Here is a 20,777-nt window from a genome sequence, read left to right on the forward strand (position 1 = left end):
CCATCCGCATATCTCACACGCCAGGAAATACAACCAACCGCGCCGCATCATCAGGCACTTCGAGACGGATCACCCTAACGAGCCGAAGTCAGTAAAGAACAAGCTCAGGTCGTTGTTGTTCCCGAACACCTTGCCCATCGTGCCACCGTAGTTGGTCTGGGTCCAGACGCACAGTGCGCCCGACGGGCAGTCGGACTTGGCCGCATGAGCCGGCGCCGATGTCCCCGAACTCGCGCAGCGCGTCCAGCGCGACGTTCCGCCCGCCGGAAACGCTCAGGTTCTCGGCGAACTCCACGCAGGCCACGCCTTCGGGCAGCTCTGGCAGCGCGGTGCCGTTCCCGACGACCACCACGCGAGTGGGCCGTTCGTCCTGGGCGGCCACGGAGTAGCGTCCGTAGTTCGGCGGGCCGGTTGCCCATGGTGAGCACGGCGACCCCCAGACGTGGTCGCGTCACGTCCTCATTCCCCGTTCTCAGCGGCAGCAATGGCGTGAGCCCCAACCCGGACGTCCGGACTGGGGCTCGGGAAAGGCCCGGTGGGAGCTACCGAATCCGACTGTCCGGAAGCCCTTTCACGGACCACACAACCACTCACGCAGAACGCTCGGCGGGGAAACCCGGCCGAGCGTTCTGCGTGATGACGCGGTGCCCCGAGGAACCCCTCCGTCTGTCCGGCGGGTTCCTTGGCCGTTACCTCACTGGTCCTCCCGCAGAACGACCACGAACCTGTCGTCGTAGGGCTTGCTCTCGTCCTTCGGCGTCAGCAGCAGCGACAGCGTGGAGCGTCCACCCGTGAAACGAACATCGGCGGAGGCTTCCTTCTCGCCCAGGCGGAAGTCCGCCGTGGCGGGGCGCTGGGCGGCATCGCTCCAGCGGGCCACCCAGCGCTTCGCGTGCTTCTCCCTCTCGCCGCCCTCTGCAGCGAGTTCGGCCAGACCGTCGGCGTCGCGGGCCTTGAGGCGGGCCAGGACGTGTTCGGTGGTCGTGAGGGTGCCAGGGGTAGGGCGCCCGGTCACGGTCAGTTCGAGCTCGGCCGTGCCGTCCTTGATGCGGTCGGGCGTCTTGTCGGTGGAGAGGACATCGCAGCCGCCGAGCAGCAGCACGAGTGCTCCGGCCAGCCACACCGACGTACCCGCCCGCCTCAACTTCGCTTCCCCGGGCGAATGATGCTGATAGCACTCAGATTCTTGTTGTTCTTGAACCATTGGTTCAGTGTCGTGTGATGGACTCGGCCATGCTGGGTGATGCTGATGTTGCCCCCCTTCGCGGCGGTGACGACTCCAGTGTGGTTCCACGCCTTGGAAGACCTGTAGTAGCCGAAGATCACGTCACCGGGCCGGGCGTCGTAGCGCGAGATCTCGCGGCCAGCCCGGTAGTTTTTCAGGTGCTGGCGCAGATTCGCCGCGGCGGCCCAGGTGTAGCTGCCGAGGCGGATCCAGCCGATGTTGTTGCGGAACCAGCGCGCCTGACTCTTGCGACCGCCCTTGCGCTGCTGCATCTTGCCGCCGTAGTGCAGCGCCTTGGAGACGAAGTTCGCGCAGTCGGTGTCGTAGTCGTACTTGATCTTGGCGTTGCGCTTGGCCCAGTTCGCGGTGCCGCTCGCATCGGGCGCGGCGGCGACCAGTGCCGAGAGCTGCATCGTGGTCGTGTCGGAGACGGGCTCCTCGGCGAGCATTGCCGTCGGAGTCCAGCACGATTGGCAGCGCTTCCTCGCTCTCCGAGACGTCCTCGACCCTCTCCTCCGCGGGCGGTGCCACGGAGGCGTCCCGTACGGCGTCGCCCGTCGTGGGCAGCGTGACCTCGACAGCGGTGTCGTTGGCCTCGATGAGCAGGACGCCGTCGGCGAAGACGAAGCGGCCGGGCAGCTCGCCCTCCTCCAGCTCCTGGGTGCCGTCGGTGTGGGTGAGCACACTGCGCTCCGAGACGGTGGCGCGCACCACCACGGTGTTGTCGGGGCCGGGCCCGGTCAGCACGTCGTCGAAGGCCGTGGTGACCTCGGTGAAGCTGCGCTCGTGGCGGGCGTACGCCTCCCGACGGCCGTTCAGCTCGGGCAGCTGCCGCGCGAGCAGCTCACGGAACATCGCGCCGTGCGGACTGCTCGCGGCGGCCTGCTCGACGGTGGTGTACGTGCCCTTGAGGACTCCGGCGCGGGCGGCGAAGTAGTCGCGCACCGCCTGGGCATAACGTTCCTGCTCAGCGACGGCGACCGGCTTGGCCGTGGCCGACACGGCCGCCTTGGAGGTGCCGTGCGTGGAGCCGGCCGTGACCGTCACGGTGTGGTCGGCGCCGTTGGTGAGGCCGTCGAAGACGGCGCGGGCGTCCTCGGTGGTGGTGCGGGCGACCTCGGTGCCGCCGCGGTGGACGACCACGGTGTAGCTGAGGGCGTCGGTGGCGGTGCCGGGGTCGGCCGGCGGGTTCCAGGTGGCCAGCAGCCCGCCGCCGGCCGGGACGGCCTTGACGTTCTCGGGGGTGCCGGGGGCACCAGAGGGGATGTAGGAGACCGTCAGCACCGGGCGCAGCGCCTGGTTGGCAGCGCGTGAGGAGTGGTAGACGACACCAGGTCCCGCGGTCTGCTCGTCGCCGAGCTGGAGGCTCAGGCCGTGGTTGTCACTCGCGTACAGCCAGTCCGCGACGAGTGATCCCAGGTTCAGGTCACCGAGTGCGGTGGGCAGCTCGTCATCGGCCAGCAGCGGCTCCTCACTGGCGGCCGCGGCGAGCGCCTGGCCGCTGTGCGTCGGGTCCCACGCCTCGGCGAGGTCGTGCACGGTGGCCGCGGGTTCGGTGCACTCGGCGGTCCCGGTCGCGCAGTCGGCTCGGTGCAGCTTGAGCCGTGCGTCGGTGATCCGGGCGCCAGCCGGCACGGCCGTCAGATTCGCCTTGAACCAGCTGCGCCAGGCAGTGCCGCCGGGCGTGCCGACGCGCAGAGCGGCGCCGGATATGTCGACGGTGCGCACCTGCGGGACCGGCTGGACGGCCGGGGCCTTGGCGGTGAACGTGCGCCTGGGCGTCCACGCCGAGCACGCCGTGTCACCGCAGGCGCGCATGGCCCACTGGTAGGCGCGCCCGGGCACGAGCGTGCCTTCGGGGATCAGGGTGGCGACGCGCTGGCCGCTTTCCTGGAGGGACGGCGGCAGTTGCACGCCGGGCAGGGGCGCGCCCGTGGCGTCGTACAGGGCGAACTCGCCGTGCAGGTACGCGCCGCGGTTTCCGGACGTCAGCACGCCGGAGAGCATCGGTGTGGGGGTGTCCTGGGCGCCTTCCTGGAGTGCGCTCGGGGCATCCAGGGCGTGCAGATCGGCGGGCTTGGGTCCCCTGCCAAACTGGTAGGCGGCGATGCCGGAGAGCAGACCGGCCGAGTCGGCGGTGCGGGCGTGCAGGGTGTGCCAGCCCTTGGCCGGGTTGATCGTGACAGTTTGCGACTTGCCGCCGGTGCCGGCGGGGTCGTTCACCTGCTGCGGGGTGTTGGGGTCGTCCAGCCCCCACAGGAAGCCGCGGCCGTCGGTGGAAGTCGTGGTGAGGGTACAGCTGATCTCGCCGCCGCTGTCGGTCCACGCGTCTCGCGGGAAGCCGGTGCAGTCGATTCGAGAACGCCCTCCAACACACACCAACAACGCCGGCACCAGCCGCATATCCCGTGCTCAGAATTCGGGGTCAAGGCCCCTACTCTGGTAACCGGCACGCACGTGAGTTCTCGAGCGTGGCCTGCCCCTTCGGGTGGGGCCGTTCGCGGTGCCATCAGCTTCCCGCAGTCCGCAGCAAAGCCGGTCGTCCGTCAGCCGCAGAAAGCTCGTTCCGTGTTCCGCACCTACCTGTTGCCCGTCGAGGCCGCGGTCACCTTGTTCCCGCTCGTCGCCGCGGTGCTCCTGGGACCTGCCGCAGTCCGCGGGTACCGCAGGCGCGGCCGGGCAGGGGGCTGGCCGGTTCTCGTGTTCTACAGCTTCGTCTTCTACCTGCTCGCCGCGCTCCTGCAGACGGTGATGCCGCTGCCCGCCGACACCGGCGAACACTGCGCCTCCGTCCACTACGCCGCGGAACCGCAGTTGGAGCCCTTCGCCTTCCACGCCGCGATCTCCTCGGCAGGCGGCGGCAACTGGTCACCTGGAGCACTGGCACATCTCACCCCTGCCTGGACCACGCTCCTCAACGCCGTACTGCTCCTGCCGCTGGGCGTCTATCTCCGCTACTACCTGCGGCACCGGCTGATCCGTGCGACGTCCGCGGCTTTCGTCGCCTCCCTGTTCTTCGAAACCACCCAGTACACGGGTCTGTGGTTCGTCTACGCCTGCCCCTACCGGCAGTTCAACGTGGACGACCTCATCCTCAACACCGCCGGCGCGGCCCTGGGGTGGGTCGCCGCCGGCCCACTCATCCGCCTGCTGCCCGTCAACGACCCCGACCGCGAACGCCGCCGCTACGCAGGGCGCGTCACCCTCACCCGGCGGCTTTTCGCCTTCCTCACCGACTTGGCCGGCTGGCTCATCGTCTGGACACTGGCCACCGGTCTGCTCGCCGTCGCCACCTCCTGGCATACCGGCCGTCATTACGCGCTGCCGATCGGCGCCGCCCTCGCGCTGGTCTGGTTCTGGCTGCTGCCGGTCGCCTTCGCGACCACCCCCGGCAAACGGGCCGTACTGCTGCACCTCACCCGGCCCGACGGCACCCGACCAGGCCCGCTGCGCCTCACCCTGCGGGCCTGGATCGTGTACGGCCCCCTCGCTCTGGCCTGGACTGCCCTGGCCCACCACACCGCGCCGTTCGGCCTACCCGCGCTCGCCGGTCGCCTGCTCCCGCACCTCACCCTGCTCGCAGCTGGTCTCATCTGGGGCGGCCAAGCACTGGCAGTCCTGCTCCGCCGGGAGCGGGGAAGCGGGTACGAACGGTGGTCCTCCACCGTCAATACAGCTCTTCTCACCCCCCGCCGATCCCCGGTCCCGCCCCCGCGAGAGGCCACAGAGGCGCGCTCGTCCGATCTCCGCGTTCCCGACGCCGATCACTGACCGCGGCTCCGGTCTCCGGCCATCGGAAGCGGGGCGCGTATCCCCGGCGGACATCCGCAAGACGAGAGAGCACGCTCTGCCCGGGCAGCGCCCGCATGCTCGGTGCTGCGAAACCGGTACCGGGTCAGGACGCCGTGGCGATGATGAGGGCGTAGGAACCGATGCCGGTCAGCGCGGTACCCGGATAGCGGCTGTTGGCGCTGTACACGGTCAGGACCGCTCCGGTGTCGGTATCGATGTCGATGTCCTGCAAGGTGCCGGCCTCGACACCCTGGTCGGTGAGGATGCGGCGACCCATCAGGTCCTTGCAGACGGCGGCGGGGGCGGCGAGATCGTCGTCGGCGTCCCGGAGGGCATGAGTATGGGCCATGACCGCGTCGTGGCCGATGGCCTGGACGTTCTCCCACGTGAGGAAGGAGCCGGAGCGGCCGGACTTCTTCAGTCGCAGAGCGAGGACCCGCGGCGGGTGGGCGGCGAGGACGAGCCCGCCGACAACGCCGACCTGGAGAGCCTCGGCAGTGTCCATGACCGGCAGGTCGGTGATCTGGGAGAGCAGCATCAGGCATCCTTCAGGCGGGCTCGGAACGCCGGGACCATGCCGGTGAATCCGGGCAGGTCATCGGCGACGAAGTCGGTCGCCGATGCGGGAATCACCAGCGCCTCGCCGGAGACCGCGACGGTTTCCGGCAGCGGGATGTACACCGTGCGCTCCTGGCGGCCGAGCGCCTCAGTCGAGGCCACCTGATAGCCGACGACGGTGGCTGCGGTCACGCTCACCTCGATGACCACGTCCGTGACCTTGCCCAGGTCCGTCCCGGCGTCGGTCAGCACCTGCGAGCCCAGCACGTCCCCGCCGGCCGCCTCGCCGCGGTCGACGACTTCGCTTCGGGCCTCGAACGCCGCCTCGTCACGGACCATCACCGCGTGAGGGCCCAGAGCCGTCACCGCCGCCCAAGGCAGAGCCTGACGTTTGGGGCCGGAGAAAATGCCTCGCCCGCTCAGCGTGAAGCCCGACACCCGGCCCGCACGACCCTCGAAGACGATGTCCTTGACCTGCGCGACCGCCTCGCCGGACAGGGTGACCACGGGACGTCTGCCGATCTCCGAAGCCAGCATCAGCGTGCTCATGACGCACCCTTCCGGCCCGCCCGGCCTCGGCGCACCGCGATCACACCGCCGGACCGGCGACGGGCCTGGACCCCCAGCAGCGCCCCAGCCGCCACCACCGCCAGTACCCCGGCGACGAAGAGCCACAGCCACCAGTCCATCGCACACCTCCACGTACGACGCCGGTCACCCCGGCATCCGTAGTTCCAGCATCTTGCACGCCACCCCCGAAGTCCAGACCACCAAGGCAGCGGCACGTCCACACCCGCCGCCGGCGAACTGTGTGACCAGCAGGAGACGTTGTCGAGCGGGTCGCACGCAAGTGAGAGGGGATACCCCAGGTGCAGCCCGGCTCTGCGTGGACCGCTCCAATCAGCGCCATGAGCTGTTCGTCCCGGAACCGGCGCGCCCACTTCGGCCGCCTCTTGCGGATAAAGTACAGCAACAGCGACAGCTCCAGCACCCGGCAGACGGGGTCGGCCCCGAGACCGTGTTCATGCAGGTGGTCGATCAGCTGCTCGGCCTCGTCCAGGGACGGTCGACATCCGGGGTCAAGGACCAAGGCGAGCTGCCCGGTCACGCCAGCTACTTGATCAGGGCGTTCGCGATGATGATCACCAGGCCGATCAGCATGTCCAGGCCCCCCGCCCGGCACGCAGCCAGCCACCCGTACCCGGCGATGCGGGCTGCCCCGGCGCCCCAGCCGAACAAGGCAACGGTGTTGAACAGGAGGGCCGCGTCCACAGCCGTGGCCTCTGCCCACCACCCGGCTACCGCGGCGAGAAGTATCCCCACCGTGGGCAGCACAGCGGCGACCAGTGGCCACTCGGCAAACACCAACCGCAGCCTGCTCGCGCCGGCTGCCCCGTCGCCGGACGCACGCTGGGCGATGACGTGCGAGTACCCATGGGAGGCGCCCGACGCCAGCGCGGTAAGCAGTACCCACAGCGCGTCCGGACCGGGATCCGCCTCCCCACCCGTCGCGTCCAGCGCGGCCACCAAGGCGCTGGCCAGCACCAGCCCGTAGACGCCACTGAACAGAGACGGCTCCGGGGGCAAGTACCGCAAGACCCGCCGTGGTGCGACGCTCTCGGGGGGAACATGGGCGGCGTGGTCAGGCATCGCATCGCCTCGGTGCGGGAAAAAGGGGCGCTGGTGGTCCGCACATGCTCACCCGCGTGGCATCAAAGAACACGACGCCACGCGGGCTCACGTGACTGATGACCCCAAGAGGGTCAGAACGTCGGTGGCGGGTTGTCGCGCCGTCACAGGCCAGTTGCTGGACACCCATGCCGCTCTGAGACCGCGTTTGAGATCTGCCGTGGCCGGGGGCTCGGGCGGTCGTTGAGTACTGTGTGAGGGGTTCTGGGGGCGGGTGTCCGTCGGATCTGACGGACGAGCAGTGGGCGCTGGTGGAGCCGGTGCTGCCACCGGCACGGGTGGGGCCGAAGGGCGGGCGGCGGGAGAGGCATCCGCGGCGGCGGATCATGGACGCGATCCTCTACGTGGTGCGGACCGGTTGCTCGTGGCGGCAGCTGCCGAAGGGCTTCCCGCCCTGGCCCACGGTGTACTGGTACTTCACCTGGTGGCACGACGACGGCACGGTCGAGCGTGTCCACGACGCCCTGCGTTCCCGGGTCCGCGAGGCCGACGGCCGCGATCCCGAGCCGAGCGCCGGGCTGATCGACTCGCAGTCCGTGCGCGCGGCCGCCACCGTTCCCGCTGCGACCAGGGGTGTTCGTCGACGCCATCAACGTCGAAATCAGGGACGGGCAGGTCGCGAATTGTCCAATCTACGTGGTGATGGCCGTGACCGTGGACGGCACCCGCGACATCCTCGGCATCTGGGCCGGCGACGGAGGCGAGGGTGCCAAGTACTGGCTGCACGTGTTCACCGAGCTGAAGAACCGCGGCCTGGACGATGTGCTGATGCTGGTCTGCGACGGGCTCACGGGCCTTCCCGAGGCCGTGGAGAGCGTCCGGCCTCGCACGATCGTCCAGACGTGCGTGGGTCCACCCTGCTGCGGAACTCGTTGCGTCACGCCGCCCGCCAGGACTGGGACACGGTCGCCAAGGCCCTCAAGCCCCTCCACACCGCGCCCAGCGAGGACGCGGCCGCGGAACGGTTCCTGGAGTTCCAGGACGCATGGGGCCGATCGCGCGGGCGAGCGACCCGGGTGGTACGACGGCGATGTGGGTGGGAGACCGGCTGTGCGGGCTGGGGTGCGGCGAGGACTTCGCGAGCTGATACCCGCGCGACGGACACCCGCCCAACTGGCCACCGTGTGTGTGCCGCGGTCCCTGCTCTGCCTGTCGGGCCGTCAGGCAGCGGAAGCGGTCCGCTGCCGCATCGGTTCCACGTACGCCCTGACCATGGAGCTGGACGATCCCGGCTTCCACCACAACGTGCCGGCCGGCTTCCCGCGAGCGATCGCCCAGGACGACCGTGCCGACCGTCTTCTCGATCTGGCGCTCGCTCGCCTGACGAAGGCCGCACTCGTGCGCAAGCGCACCAGGCGGCGCACCGACTCCGCCCACGTCCTGGCCGATGTGCGCGGCCTGACCCGGCTGGAGCTGGTCACCGAGGCCGTCCGTGCCGTGCCGGAAGAAGCCGCCGGCCGCTGCCGAGGACGGCCGAAGCCCCCTGCAGCAGGAACTGGCCGCCATCTCGGTGGTCGGCCAGGTGCGGCCCAAGTATGCCGCCGGGCACCGTGTGCCGTGTCACAGACAACGGGTGCGGCTCTGTGGCAGCTTCAGCGCAATCTTCAACGCCTCCGTGTCCCATCGGAGTTGATGAAGATCCGCTCCGGGAGCATTCCCGCTCGGGACGGTCTGCCCCGCATGTGGAGAGGATCGAATGAGCACCTTGGAAGCCGTAACGCTCGACCAGGTGGTCGACACGGCTCGCTATCCCCTGTCCAAACCCGGGAGCGCCGAGGGACAGGCCGTGGTCTCCCGCGCCCGGCGCGAGTTGCTGACTGTCGGCTGCACCGTACTGCCGGACTTCATCCGCCCGTCGCTCCGCGAAGTCCTGCGCCAGGAGTGCTCGGCCATCGCCCCCCGGGCCCACTACGACGTCGAAACCGTCAACGTCTACAACATCGCGGTGGACTCGGCGCTGCACGAGGACCACCCCGGTCGGCGCACGTTCCAGCGGGGCAACGCCTTCGTCGCGCGGGACCGCGTCCCCCAGGGCTCCCTCATCGGCAGGCTCTACTCCCACCAGGTGTTCCAGGACTTCATCGCCCGCTGTTTCGGGCTGCCGCAGCTCCACGAGCTGGCAGACCCGCTCTCCGGGCTGGTTCTCAACGTCGTCGCGCCCGGCATGGAGCACCCCTGGCACTTCGACACCAATGAGTTCACCGTCAGCATGCTCACTCAGCAGGCGCAGGCCGGCGGCGTCTTCGAGTACTGCCCGAACATCAGGTCCGCGCACGACGAGCGCTTCGACGACGTCCGGGAGGTACTGGAGGGCCGTGGCGAGCGGCTGATCCGGAGCCTGCCCCTGCAACCCGGTGACCTGCAGCTGTTCAAGGGCCGTTACTCGCTGCACCGGGTGAGCCCCGTGCGCGGCGACATCGCCCGCCACTCCGCGATATTCGCCTACAGCGAGCGCCCCGGCGTCATCGGGAGCGTGGCACGGACCCGGCAGCTCTTCGGCCGCGTCCTGCCCGAGCATCTGGCGGCCGAGGGCCGGGCCGTACGGGGTGACCTGCTGCTGGACTAGCGGTATCCCCGCTCCGCGATCCCGTTCTGCGATCCACACCAAGCGATTGATGGAGGAGTAGGCCCTGTGCGTTTCGACGCGACCGGGAAAGTCTCGCTCGACCACATCTACACCCAGCCCGATCCGCGCAGCTATTTCGGCGTGCTGAACCCGCTCGGCTACTGCATTCCCCAGCAGGCCAAGCCGTACTTCGCGAAACTCATCAAGGAGTACAGCGACTCGCGGCATGTCGCGGTCCCCAAGGTGCTGGACATCGGCTGTTCATACGGAATCAACGCCGCCCTGCTGAAGTACGACGCGACCATGGACGAGCTGTACGCGCGCTACGTCGGCCAGGAGCGCGCGGGAGAGAGCCGCGAAGCCCTGCTGGCCCACGACCGGGAGCTGGCCCGGTCGCGCCGCGCCGCGCAGCCCGTCCGCTTCGTCGGCCTCGACACCTCCGGCAGCGCGCTGTCCTACGCGCTCGACGCCGGGTTCCTGGACGACGCGGTCCACGCCGACCTGGAGGAGCGCGAGCCCACACCGCGGCAGCGCGCCCAGTTCGCCGGGACGGACCTGGTGATCTCGACGGGCTGCCTCGGCTACGTCACGGAGCGCACGCTCACCCGAGTCGTCCAGGCGCAGGGCATCCGCCGGCCCTGGATGGCGCACTTCGTCCTGCGGATGTTCCCCTTCGATCCCGTCGAGCGCGCGCTGGCCGAGCTGGGGTACCGGACCGTCCGTGCCGAAGGGCTTTTCAGACAGCGCAGGTTCGCCTCTTTTCAGGAGCAGGCGCTCGTGCTGGACAGGATGTCGGCCGCCGGGGTGGATGCGCGGGGCCTGGAGGCGGAAGGCTGGCTGTACGCACAGCTCTACCTCTCCCGGCCCGCCGACGGGTAGCCACAGGTCCAACGAACGGAATCGAGAGCAGAATTGAACATCAGTCAGGACATGTCCGGCATGGCGACCTTCTCCCAGGAGGCCGGCCTGCCGCGGGTGCCGCTGCCCACACTCGAGGCGAGCTGCGAGAGGTTCCTCGCCTGGTGCGAGCCGCTGCTGACCGCCGACGAGCTGGCGGCGACGGAGGCCGAGGTGGCCGCCTTCCTCCGGCCGGACGGCCCGGGCCGGGTGCTGCACGCGGCGCTGGAGGAGTACGACGCGGCGGAAGGCGTACACAGCTGGCTCGACACCTTCTGGCCGTACCGCTACCTGGGCCGCCGGGACCGGATCGCGCTCAACGCCAACTTCTTCTTCCTGTTCAAAGACACCGGCCGGCCGCAGGTGGAGCGCGCCGCCGGGCTCATCGCCGGGGCCGTCGACTACAAGCGGCAGCTCGACCAGGAGCTCGTTCCGCCGGTGGTGCAGCGCGGGCAGCCCCAGTCGATGGAGCAGAACAAGTACCTGTTCTCCGCGACCCGTATCCCCGGCGCGGAACAGGACACCGTGCGCAGCCCCTACACCGACCAGTGGCCGGGCCCGTCTTCGGCCCGGCACATCGTGGTGTTCTTCCGGGGAGGCATGTTCCGCCTGGACGTGCTCGGCGCGGACGGTGTCCCGCACAGCCTCGAAGACCTCGAGGCAGGTCTGCACGCGGTGATGAAGGCCGGCGCCGAACCGGCCGCCGCGGGCACCTCGGTGGGCCACCTCACCACCATGGCTCGCGCTCAGTGGGCGGCAGCCCGCCAGGCGCTGCTCGCCTGCCACCCCCGCAACGCGGACGCGCTCGACGACGTCGAGACCGCCCTGTTCTGTGTCTGCCTGGAGGACTTCGCCCCTGCGGACACCCAGGATGCCTGCGATCAGCTGCTGTACGGCGACCGCGGCAACCGCTGGTTCGACAAGGCGGTGTCCTTCATCGTCTTCGCCGACGGCCGCGCGGGCATCAACGTGGAGCACTGCGAGCTGGACGGCACCACCGTCCTCCACTTCACCGACGCCCTGCTGACCACCCCGGCCGAGGAGCACTCCCGCCGGTCCGGCGCCCGCTCCCAGGGGCTGCCGGCGCTGGAGCCGGTCGTTTTCGAACTTGACGACACTTTGCGGGCCCAAGTGCGCTCGGCCGCTGACGCGTTCGCGGCGTACGGGGACAGCACCGCCACCCGCATCGTGTCCTTCGACGACTTCGGCAGCAGTACGGCCAAGGCTCTGGGCGTCTCGCCCGACGCGTTCGTCCAGGTCGCCTACCAGCTCGCCCACCAGCGTGCCAAGGGACACCTGGGCGCGACGTACGAGTCGATCGCCACCCGCCAGTACCGGCGGGGGCGGACCGAGGCGATGCGTGTCGTCACCCCCGAGATGCAGGAGTTCGTCGCGGCTGTGACCGATCCGGCGGCTGACGCCGCCACCCGGCGCACCGCGTTGCGGGCCGCCGTCCACAAGCATGTGACGCGCGCGAAGGAATGTCAGCGCGGAGAGGCACCCGAGCAGCACCTGTGGGAACTGGAGCTGATCCAGCGGCGGCGCGGGGCCGAGTTGGGGGTGACCGAGCAGCCCGCGCTGTACCGCACTCCGGGGTGGCTGACGATGCGGGACGACTACCTGAGTACCAGCTCCGCACCGTCCGCCAACATCCAGTACTTCGGCTTCGGGGCGACGAGTGACCGGTGCATCGGCGTCGCGTATGTGCTGCTGCCGGAGCGGTTCAACCTCTACCTGAGCACACCGCGGGGGGTGGCCGACCAGATGCGGGTGTTCGCGGACCGCCTGCGGGAGGCGGTCGGTGAACTGCGGGAGCTGCTGGCGGCCTGACCGGCAGGCAAAGGGGCTGCCACCGTGCGCCGGGGTGGCGGCCCGGCGTCTGCGGCCCCACCGCGACCGGTTCACTCACTCATGGCCTCGTGGACCTGCCGAGCCATCGGGCTTCTTTTTTGCCGAGCACCCACGGCCGCTCGTGCGGCCCTTGCCTTGGTCCCCGGTTTCGCCGCTCCGGCGCACGGCTGTCACGCTCCTCGTCCGCCGCCGCAGGCGTCGGCACAAAGACGCTGGGTGGCAGGACGACGAGACCCGGGTGTCCGGGTCCGGCCGCGGCCACGCTCGCACCGGCCGGATCCGGGCGCAGCGGGAGGTGGTGGTCGGGGGCGCGGGAGATCACGGGGGGCACGGCGCCCAGGGCCGGGCTGCTTCCGGGATGCGGCGCCTCGGCGGGCGTCAGCGGGGGGCGGGTCCGCTTGTCACTGCCGCCCAGCTGCCGTCGTTGACCGTGTAGACCGTCAGGCGGCGGTTGAGTGTGTCGCCGGCGGCGTCGAAGGCGACGGGGCCGGTGACACCGTCGAAGTCCATCCGCGCCACGGCCTGCGGCAGTTTCGCCCGGGCGTTGCGCGGGAGGGTGCCGTCGTTGGCCGTCACGACGGCCTTCACCGCCTCGATGAGGGTCCAGGTCGCGTCGTAGGCGTAGGGGCCGTACCAGCCGGCCGCCTCCGGGTAGCCCGCCTTCCGGTACCGGGCGAGGAAGTGCTGCCCTGCCGCCGACTCCTCGGCGGGTACGCCGATGTGGGTCGCGAGGTCGCCCTCGGCCTTGGGGTTCGCCGTGAGGTACTGCTGGTCGAAGATGCCGTCGCCCCCCATCAGGGGGACGTTCACCCCGGCCTGCTTGAGCTGCTGGGAGAGCGGTGCCGCGGTGTCGTGGTAGCCGCCGAAGTAGACGGCGTCGGCGCCCGTGGTCCGCACTCTCTCGGCGAGGCCGGTGAAGGCGCGTTCCGCGGGATCGATCTGGTCCGTACCGACGACCGTCCCGCCGAGCTTCGTGAATTCGGCTGTGAGACCGGTGGTGAGGGCGGTGCCGTGGGCGCTCGCGTCGTCGATCACGTAGAGCTTGGTCTTCTTCGCCTCGCCGTGCAGGTACCGGGCGGCGAACGGCCCCTGGTCGACGTCCGTGGCGATGGTGCGGAAGTAGGTGGAGTACGGGCGGGACGTGGTGCCCGCGGCCCAGTCGGGGCCCCTCGTCAGCACGGGGTCGGTGTTGCCCGGTGACACGTTGACCACGTCCGCCCGCGCGAGCGGTGCCACCAGGGTGCGGGCGACACCGGAGTTGAGGGGTCCGACGACCCCCAGCACCTTCTCGTCGGACACGAACCGGGCGGCGTTGGGCCCTCCCCTGGCGGGGTCGGCGCCGTCGTCCAGGGCTTTGATCTCGAAGCGTACGCCGGGGACGTGCCGGGTTTCGTTGGCGGTCCTGGCCGCCAGGTCGGCGGAGTTCCTGATACCGACGCCCATCGAGGACAGCCCGCCGGTGAGCGGTGCGTCCACCCCGATCACCACCGTGACGGACGAGGTCCGCGAGCCGGAGCCGACCGCCCCGCCGGGGCGTGCGCCGTCGTCACGGATGAGGGTCCAGGTCAGGACGGAGCCCGTGGCGAGCGTGGCCAGTGCCGCGCCCAGGAGCGGGGAGCGCCAGGTGAGGGCCCGCCGCCGGGCGGCGGGCGGCGTCTTGGCCGTCGCCCCGAGCGTGTCCGGGTCCGGGTCCTGGGCCGGGGGCACGGGCGGACCGGCCGGCCGGTCCGGCTCGGGGCGCCGCGGGGTGCCGGCGGCGCCGGAGTCCGGGGCCGTGGGGGTCTGCGGTGGCGGCGTCGTCGACGGTGCCTGCTCCGGCGCCGTCGAAGCGGCAGCGTGCTCCGGCGCGGCGTCCGGTTCCGGTACGGGGGCCGTCCTCGGATCGGGCGCGGGCTCGTGCCCCGGCTCGTGCCCGGCGGGCGCGTCGGCCCGGGGCGGGGACGACCGCAGCACCGACGCCAGCATCTCGGCCGCTTCCCCGGCGGCCACGCGCCGCGCCGGGTCCTTGGTGAGGAGCGCGTCCAGCACGGGCGCCAGCGGGCCGGCGTGGGCCGGCGGCCGGTGCGGGCGGGTGAACACGGCCACGGCGAGGGCGTGGAGTCCGTCCGCGTCGAACGGAGGGTGTCCCTCGACGGCGTGGTAGAGGGTGGCGCCGAGCGCCCACAGGTCGTTGGCGGGGGTCGGTCGCTTGCCCTCCAGCTGCTCCGGCGGCATGTACTGCGGCGTGCCGATGACGGTCCCGGTGTGGCTCAGCCTGGTCGTGGCGTCCGCGAGGTGGGCGATGCCGAAGTCGGTGAGGACGACGCGGTCCTTGGTCAGGAGCACGTTGTCCGGCTTGATGTCGCGATGGATGATCCGCGCTGCGTGTGCCTCGGCCAGTGCGTCGAGCAGGGCGGCGCCGATCTCGGCCACCCGCTGCACGGGCAGCCGGCCCCGGCTGCGGATGGCGGCGGCCAGGGACTGCCCGCGGATCAGCTCCATGACGATGACGGGGGCGCCGTGGTGCTCCACGACGTCATGGATGGTGATGATCCCGGGGTGGCTGAGAGTGACCGCGGCGCGGGCCTCGCCGGTGAACCGCCGGAGCAGCGCGGCGCGGTCGCCGTCGTCCATGCCCGGCGGGAAGAGGATCTCCTTGACGGCGACCTCGCGTCCGAAGAGCTGCTGGTCGAGGCCACGCCAGACCCGGCCCATACCGCCCTGGCCGATGCGTTCGACCAGCTGGTACCGGCCTGCGACGAGTTCGGGATGCTGCTCGGTCACGCGCACACTCCAGGTCCTGCTGAGCCGATCAGGTGACGGGAGCGTAGCCTGCCCGGGGCGGCTGCCTTTCCCGCCGTCCCAGGCCGCCGGGGCCGCCGGCCCCGGCCCCTCTCCTCAGCCCCCGGGGGACGGCCCCCGTACTCCGTCAGGGGGTGGACCCGGCGGCGGGTCAGGCGGATGTGCCGGCGCCCTGCCGCCCGTCTCGTGGTGCGGACGGCCGAGGCGTCGGATCGCTCGGGCGCGTGCCCCGGCCCGGCCGTCGCGGAGACGGCGCGGACTCACGGGGCGGGGCGGGCGTGGACGCTGACGGCGTAGCCGCAGCCGTGGTGGTAGGGATCGCCGTTCCAGGTGGCGTAGCGCCGGCGCAGGGTCAGTCCGGCCTGGGCGCACCAGTGGTCGAACTCGGTCAGGGTCACCGGCGGTTCGGGCAGCGGCAGGTGTGCTGCGTCCAGTCCCATGCCGGTGACCAGCAGACCGCCGGGGCGCAGTGCGGCGGCCAGTTGCCGGACGACAGCCGGTTCGGTGCCGGGGGCCAGCAGGGGGATGACGTTTCCGGCGGCGAGCGCCAGGTCGAAGCCCTGAGGCAGGCCGAGGGTGTCCAGACGGGCCAGGTCGCCGAGGAGCCATTCCTGTGCGGGGGCGTCGCGGCGGGCTACGGCGAGCATCGAGGGGTCGACGTCCACGCCGGTGCAGTGGTGGCCCAGCTCCGCGAGTCGGATCGCGATCCGGCCGGTGCCGCAGCCGGCGTCGAGAATCCGGGCGGCGGGTTTCAGCAACGCGGCGCAGAAGGCGGCTTCGCCGTGGATGTCGTGGCCTGATGCGGCGAGTTGCGCGAAACGCCGGGCGTACTCCTCTCCGGCTTGTCCGCCGGTCAGGTCCGCCCAACGGTCGCGTTGCCCGGTCATGTTCGAAGTGCCTTCCGGTCAGCCTCGCCCGGCAGGCGAGGACGGTTGCCCTCACCCTATGTGCGGCCGCAAGTGTGCACCTCGCGGTACCAGGGAGGTACGGCAGGCGCCCGCACGCCAGGAGGACCGGGCCCGTCGGCACCGGCACGAACTCCTGGCGGGCGGGTGCGGGCGCAGCACCGGCCGGGAACAGATCGGGAGGTGTGGTGGGCGGTGACGACCTGGCAGGGCCGGCGGCACGTCGCCGCGCGGCTCACGAGCTCCGACCGGTCTTCGGTCCCGGGGGCGGCATCGTCGCGCGATCCGACTTCCTGTCGGGAGAACGGCGACCGGCGGTAGGCGGGGCGAGGTTCCCGAGGCGTCGGCCGAGCCGCGGGGAGGGCGGTTTGGCCCTCATGGGGCCGGACCAGGCTCCTGGCGTGCCGGGCGTCCGGTGCCAGGTCTCAGAAGTCGAGCAGAGTCGTGACGCGGGAGTTGGCCACGCAGCTGTTGGGGAACGTCTGCTCGTAGGAGATGCGGTGGCCCTCCCACACGCCGTCGGCTGTGAGGGTGACGGGAGCGTAGATGTGCGGGCAGGCGCGGGCCGGGTCGTCGTTCAGGGTGAGCGCGGGCCGGCCGTGGGCGCGTTCCAGGTCCGCGCATGCGGCCTCGGCATCGGGGTGGGTTCCGCCGGCGGTCGGGTTGCAGGTGAGGGTGACCGCCCGTTCGACGGTGGCTGTTGCCGCGCTCTCGCCCCGACCGGTGGTGAGCACCATCGCGGAGGGCGCGTACAGGCTGTGGGGCGTGGCGGCCGCGGCAGTGCCGGCTGTCGGAGCGAGGACGCCGGCGACCATGCCCGCGGCGCAGATGATCTTCGTGGCAGAACGACGCATCAGAGTCTCCGTTCTTCTCGACTGCGGAGCTTGCAGCGTTGCTCAGGAGCCGCGGTGGCATCACATCGACGCCCCTCACTTCGGCCATCGGATACGGGGGGAACTGGCCCGAAAACGCGGTCCCGGCGCGGTGGAGTGTGCAGCGGTGCGGGTTTAGCGGCAGTTCGTCCGCGTGAGCCGTCGCCGAGCCGGGCGGTCTTACCGCCGTTGATGAGCCGTGGCTTCTCGACCGAGTTCACACCTTTCCGACCGTTACGGGGGAAGGCCGGCTGAAGCGGCAGGACAACCTGCCGGGTCGGGTCTTTGCGTCAGGCCGGCACGCCACCACCGGGAGTCGGGCCGACGGGTCAACGGCCCGGCAGGCTCTCAGCCGAGGGCCGTGGCCACACCCCTGAGCAGCAGTCCGCACCCCAACGTCAGGACGACGACGGCCGAGGCCATCGGTGCGGTTCGGCCGACCAGCGAGAAGAGCCGGCCCTGCGGTCGCAGCGCCAGCCTGCGCATGGTGGTCTCCCGCAGGCGGACCACCGCGAACCCGGCTGCCGCGAGCGTGAGCGCGAGTCCGGCGCCGTAGGCGATGACCAGCAGGAACCCGAACCATGCCTGGCCGAGTGCCGCCGCCCCCACCAGAACGACGACCGCCGAGGGGCTGGGAACCAGTCCGCCGGCGAGACCCATCAGGACCACCCCACGCAGGCCGGGAGCGGGAGGGACATGCGAGTGTCCGTGCCCGTGCGCGTGCGCGTGGTCGTGCGTGTGGTCGTGGTCGTGGTCGTGGTCGTGACCGTGAGGGCGACCGTGGTGGGGGTGGCCGTGAGGGTGGGTGTGGCCGTGTGCGTCGGCGCCACGGCGCCGTTGGTGCCCCTCCTGCTCGTCGTGCTCGTGACGGGGCTGCCGCCGGCCGCGATCGGCGTCGTGGTGGTGGCCGGTGTCTGTGGGTACGGGCGCCGCGGCGGACGGGCTCCCCGCAGCGCCGTGTCCGGCGCCGGCCGCCGCCAGTGCCGGCACTCGCTCCGCGGCGGGCGCATCCGTACGCCCGGCGGCGTGCGCAGGACCACCAGCACGCTCGCAGTCACGATCGTGCCCGTGCCCGTGGGTGTGGCCGTGGCCGGGTGGTTCGCGGCGCCGTCGCCATGCCCTGCGGACGAGCAGCAGTCCAGCGGCGGCCACCAGCCCGCCGCTGGCCACCGTCAGCCAGGAGACCACCGTGGGCGCGGCCGCCGAGCCCACGGTGATCAGCGCCCCCAGGGCGAAGACGCCCAGCGTGTGTGTGAGGGTCACCGACGCGCCGAGCGTGAACACATCACGCAGCGAGGTCCGGCCGCCGGCCGTGGCGGCGGCAGCCATCATCGTCTTGCCGTGGCCCGGTGCCAGCGCGTGCAGGGCACCGAGGCACAGGGCCGCGGCGAGTGCGAACGCCGCGAAGCCGACGGTCAGCTCGCGACGGGCCACCAGCCCGGTCAGGGCCTCAGCCCAGCGGTCCGCGCCACGCGGCAGCACGCCCGCCACCGGTGATCCGTTCCCGTCCGCCCCGCCGCCGTCCGCGAGGGCCGGCCCGCCGGACCGGACCGTGAAGGCGGTCTGCGTGTGCTCGGGCGGCGAGGAGAGGAGGTCGTCGGGGTACGCGGTCAGCCGACGCGACACGGACCGCTGCGGCACGTCCGAGCCGTGGAGGGTCGTTCCGTCACCGCGCCCGGTGATTTCCCGCCAGCCTCCCACGGTCGACGAGTCCGCGGGCCGGTACGCGATACGGAGGTCCTCGCCGGTTGCCAGCGGTGCCGTCAGCTCACAGGTCACACGCAGTGTCTTCAGCCCGGCTTGCCCGGGACGCTCCTCGGCGCGCGCCCGGCCGGCCGTGAGGGTCGTCCGCTCTTCCCCACCGACGACGAGCCGTGCTCCGCGCGCCGCCGTGTCGCACCGCGTGCGGGCCCACGCCGACAGTTCGGCCTCGGCCGGACGGCCGTTGCGGTCGGTGTCGATGCGGGGCCGTTCCTGCGCGGCGGGGATCTCCGCCAGATCCTCCACATGGTCCACGCGCAACCGGCCCGGTGAGACGACGATGCCGTCGTACTGGCTCACCGTGAAGTTCCCGAGGGGATGCGCGACGGCTGCCCCGGCGGGCCCCAACGCGAGCGCGGTGCCCGCCATGAGCACAGCCAGGACGCCGGCGGCGGCGCGGCACCTCATGACGCGCTCCGCCCGCTCGGGCCCGCCGGGTCCGGCAGGGTCTTCAGCGCGGCTTCGGCCCGGCGCGCCCCGACGGGCGAGAAGCCGGGGTTCAGATCGAGTGCCGCGCGCAGATGGCGCGCGGCCTGTGTGCCGTCACCGAGGGCGCGTTCGATCATGCCCAGGTGGTAGAGGAACGACGCGTCGCGGTATCCGGGCGAGGGCGCCGTCGCCTTCCTCGCGTAGACGAGGGCCTCCCGGTGCCGGCCGTTGACGTGGAGTGCCCATCCGAGCGCGTCCGCGGTGTGCACGGTCTCGCGGCGTTTCCACTCGGCGCGCGCCGAGGCCAGTGCCTCGGCGGGATCTCCGTGGTCGGCGGCGACGAGGGCCGACTCCAGGTCGCCGGCGACACCGTTGGCGTCCGCCAGCCGCATCCATGTGCCGGCCAGTTCGTACTGCCGAGCGGCCTCGGTCCGGTTCCCGGCCGCCTCGTGCAGCTCCCCCAGTGCCGCCACCCGGCCGGGCAGCGGCTGGCGCCGGGCGGCCTCCTCGAGAGCTTTCAGCGCCTTGCGCTCCTCCCCTTGTGCGGCATGGGTGCGCCCGAGCCCCTCCTGGGCCGGCACGTGCTGCGGATCGGCGCGCAGTGCCACGGCGAAGTGGTCGAGGGCCTGCCGGTACCGGCCCCGGCTGAAGTCCAGTTGGCCGAGCGCGGTGGCGACGTACGCCCGGTCCGCCGCGGCCGTCGCGGACCTCAGGGCCCGCGTCAGCACACGCCCGGCTCCTTCCGTGTCGCCGCGCAGCTCGAGCACATACGCGTAGCGCGTGAAGACCGGGATGCCGGGACGGCGGCGGTCGGCGAGCCGCACGGCCCGGTACGCCTCGTCGTACCGCCCGAGTTCGACGAGCGCGTCGACCCGGCCGGCGAGTGCCCGCTCGCTGTACTCGTTCACCCGCAGAGCACGGTCCGCGAGGTCCAGCGCGGACGCGAAGTCGTGCCGGGCGGCGGCCAGCACGGCCTGTCCCGCGAGCGCGGCATCGTTCTCGGCGGCGGGACGCAGCTCGAGTGAACGCGCGAACGCCTTCTCGGCCTTCGGGTAGCGCGTCGGATCACCGCTGGTCCTTGCCTGTTCGACGTACGCGACGCCGAGCGTCGCCCACCCGGCGGCGTCCTTGGGCTGTGCGTCGAGGTGCCTTTGCAGGGCAGCCGTTCCCCGCGCGAGGTCGTCCGCCGGCAGCCGTTCCACGGGGACTCCGGCGGCGAGCGCGGGCGCGCTGGGCGCCGGGCGAGCGGAGTCGGCGCCGGTGCCGAGGACCACCGAGGCGGCGGTGAGTCCCAGGGCCAGGGCCGCAGCGGCGGCGATCCGCAGGTGCGGGCCGGTCCCCCGCTCACGTCCTCGGGCGAGCAGAGGCTTCCGTACGGGCATGTGTGTCGACTTCCTCGGTCCGGTCGTGGCGGGAGGTGGCCCGGCGGCGCCGCCGTGGGGGGTGGAGGG

At 71.7% G+C, this 20,777-nt stretch carries 16 protein-coding genes and 4 pseudogenes; 6 read left to right on the forward strand and 14 right to left on the reverse strand.

Annotated elements, in window-relative coordinates; translation table 11 throughout:
• Window positions 1-69: 69 nt before the first annotated feature.
• The 5 genes and pseudogenes from AB0903_RS30085 to AB0903_RS30105 all read right to left on the reverse strand — a co-directional run.
• Window positions 70-174, reverse strand: coding sequence for a hypothetical protein (locus AB0903_RS30085; RefSeq protein WP_366707917.1), 105 nt, complete (start codon window positions 172-174; stop codon window positions 70-72).
• 43 nt (window positions 175-217) lie between these two features.
• Window positions 218-455, reverse strand: a pseudogene (locus AB0903_RS30090) (glycosyltransferase family A protein); the annotation flags it as partial.
• A 239-nt stretch (window positions 456-694) separates the two neighbouring features.
• On the reverse strand, window positions 695-1,144 hold the full coding sequence (locus tag AB0903_RS30095; RefSeq protein ID WP_366707890.1) for a hypothetical protein: 450 nt from the start codon (window positions 1,142-1,144) through the stop codon (window positions 695-697).
• Window positions 1,141-1,674: an amidase domain-containing protein gene (locus AB0903_RS30100; RefSeq protein ID WP_366707891.1), complete on the reverse strand. Its 534-nt coding sequence runs from the start codon at window positions 1,672-1,674 to the stop codon at window positions 1,141-1,143. The genes AB0903_RS30095 and AB0903_RS30100 overlap by 4 nt, the downstream gene beginning before the upstream one ends.
• A gap of 835 nt (window positions 1,675-2,509) precedes the next feature.
• A pseudogene (locus AB0903_RS30105) lies at window positions 2,510-3,628 on the reverse strand (DNRLRE domain-containing protein); the annotation flags it as partial.
• A gap of 165 nt (window positions 3,629-3,793) precedes the next feature.
• Here AB0903_RS30105 and AB0903_RS30110 point away from each other — a divergent pair.
• Complete coding sequence (locus AB0903_RS30110) at window positions 3,794-4,996, forward strand: VanZ family protein (protein WP_366707892.1); 1,203 nt, start codon at window positions 3,794-3,796, stop codon at window positions 4,994-4,996.
• Between the two features lie 124 nt (window positions 4,997-5,120).
• Here the strand turns inward: AB0903_RS30110 and AB0903_RS30115 are convergent, their stop codons facing one another.
• From AB0903_RS30115 to AB0903_RS30130, 4 genes are all read right to left on the reverse strand, one after another.
• The gene (locus AB0903_RS30115; RefSeq protein ID WP_366707893.1) at window positions 5,121-5,555 is read right to left on the reverse strand and encodes a hypothetical protein; all 435 of its coding nucleotides are present in this window, start codon (window positions 5,553-5,555) and stop codon (window positions 5,121-5,123) included.
• A complete protein-coding gene (locus AB0903_RS30120) occupies window positions 5,555-6,124 on the reverse strand; it encodes a PRC-barrel domain-containing protein (RefSeq protein WP_366707894.1) in 570 nt (189 codons plus the stop codon). Before AB0903_RS30120 ends, AB0903_RS30115 begins: the two co-directional genes overlap by 1 nt.
• Window positions 6,121-6,264, reverse strand: coding sequence for a hypothetical protein (locus AB0903_RS30125; protein WP_366707895.1), 144 nt, complete (start codon window positions 6,262-6,264; stop codon window positions 6,121-6,123). The genes AB0903_RS30120 and AB0903_RS30125 overlap by 4 nt, the downstream gene beginning before the upstream one ends.
• A gap of 424 nt (window positions 6,265-6,688) precedes the next feature.
• Window positions 6,689-7,225, reverse strand: a complete 537-nt coding sequence (locus AB0903_RS30130; protein WP_366707896.1) for a hypothetical protein — start codon at window positions 7,223-7,225, stop codon at window positions 6,689-6,691.
• A gap of 257 nt (window positions 7,226-7,482) precedes the next feature.
• Here AB0903_RS30130 and AB0903_RS30135 point away from each other — a divergent pair.
• The 5 genes and pseudogenes from AB0903_RS30135 to AB0903_RS30155 form a co-directional block, all read left to right on the forward strand.
• Window positions 7,483-7,839: pseudogene (locus tag AB0903_RS30135) on the forward strand (IS5 family transposase); the annotation flags it as partial.
• Window positions 7,838-8,256 (forward strand): annotated as a pseudogene (locus AB0903_RS30140) (transposase); the annotation flags it as partial. The pseudogenes AB0903_RS30135 and AB0903_RS30140, both read left to right, overlap by 2 nt.
• A gap of 704 nt (window positions 8,257-8,960) precedes the next feature.
• The gene (locus tag AB0903_RS30145; protein ID WP_366707897.1) at window positions 8,961-9,830 is read left to right on the forward strand and encodes an arpA protein; all 870 of its coding nucleotides are present in this window, start codon (window positions 8,961-8,963) and stop codon (window positions 9,828-9,830) included.
• A gap of 66 nt (window positions 9,831-9,896) precedes the next feature.
• Entirely contained in the window at window positions 9,897-10,709 is an 813-nt protein-coding gene (locus AB0903_RS30150; protein WP_366707898.1) for a class I SAM-dependent methyltransferase, read from the forward strand.
• Between the two features lie 60 nt (window positions 10,710-10,769).
• Window positions 10,770-12,557, forward strand: coding sequence for a choline/carnitine O-acyltransferase (locus tag AB0903_RS30155; protein WP_366707918.1), 1,788 nt, complete (start codon window positions 10,770-10,772; stop codon window positions 12,555-12,557).
• A 399-nt stretch (window positions 12,558-12,956) separates the two neighbouring features.
• Here the strand turns inward: AB0903_RS30155 and AB0903_RS30160 are convergent, their stop codons facing one another.
• The 5 genes from AB0903_RS30160 to AB0903_RS30180 form a co-directional block, all read right to left on the reverse strand.
• Window positions 12,957-15,341, reverse strand: a complete 2,385-nt coding sequence (locus AB0903_RS30160; RefSeq protein ID WP_366707899.1) for an ABC transporter substrate-binding protein — start codon at window positions 15,339-15,341, stop codon at window positions 12,957-12,959.
• A gap of 278 nt (window positions 15,342-15,619) precedes the next feature.
• Entirely contained in the window at window positions 15,620-16,246 is a 627-nt protein-coding gene (locus tag AB0903_RS30165; protein WP_366707900.1) for a methyltransferase domain-containing protein, read from the reverse strand.
• Window positions 16,247-16,689: 443 nt separating this feature from the next.
• Entirely contained in the window at window positions 16,690-17,118 is a 429-nt protein-coding gene (locus AB0903_RS30170; RefSeq protein WP_366707901.1) for a subtilase-type protease inhibitor, read from the reverse strand.
• A gap of 366 nt (window positions 17,119-17,484) precedes the next feature.
• Entirely contained in the window at window positions 17,485-19,305 is a 1,821-nt protein-coding gene (locus AB0903_RS30175; protein WP_366707902.1) for a nickel transporter, read from the reverse strand.
• A complete protein-coding gene (locus AB0903_RS30180; RefSeq protein WP_366707903.1) occupies window positions 19,302-20,708 on the reverse strand; it encodes a tetratricopeptide repeat protein in 1,407 nt (468 codons plus the stop codon). Before AB0903_RS30180 ends, AB0903_RS30175 begins: the two co-directional genes overlap by 4 nt.
• Between the last annotated feature and the right edge of the window lie 69 nt (window positions 20,709-20,777).

The organism is Streptomyces sp. NPDC048389 (genome assembly GCF_040706335.1).
Lineage (GTDB): Bacteria > Actinomycetota > Actinomycetes > Streptomycetales > Streptomycetaceae > Streptomyces.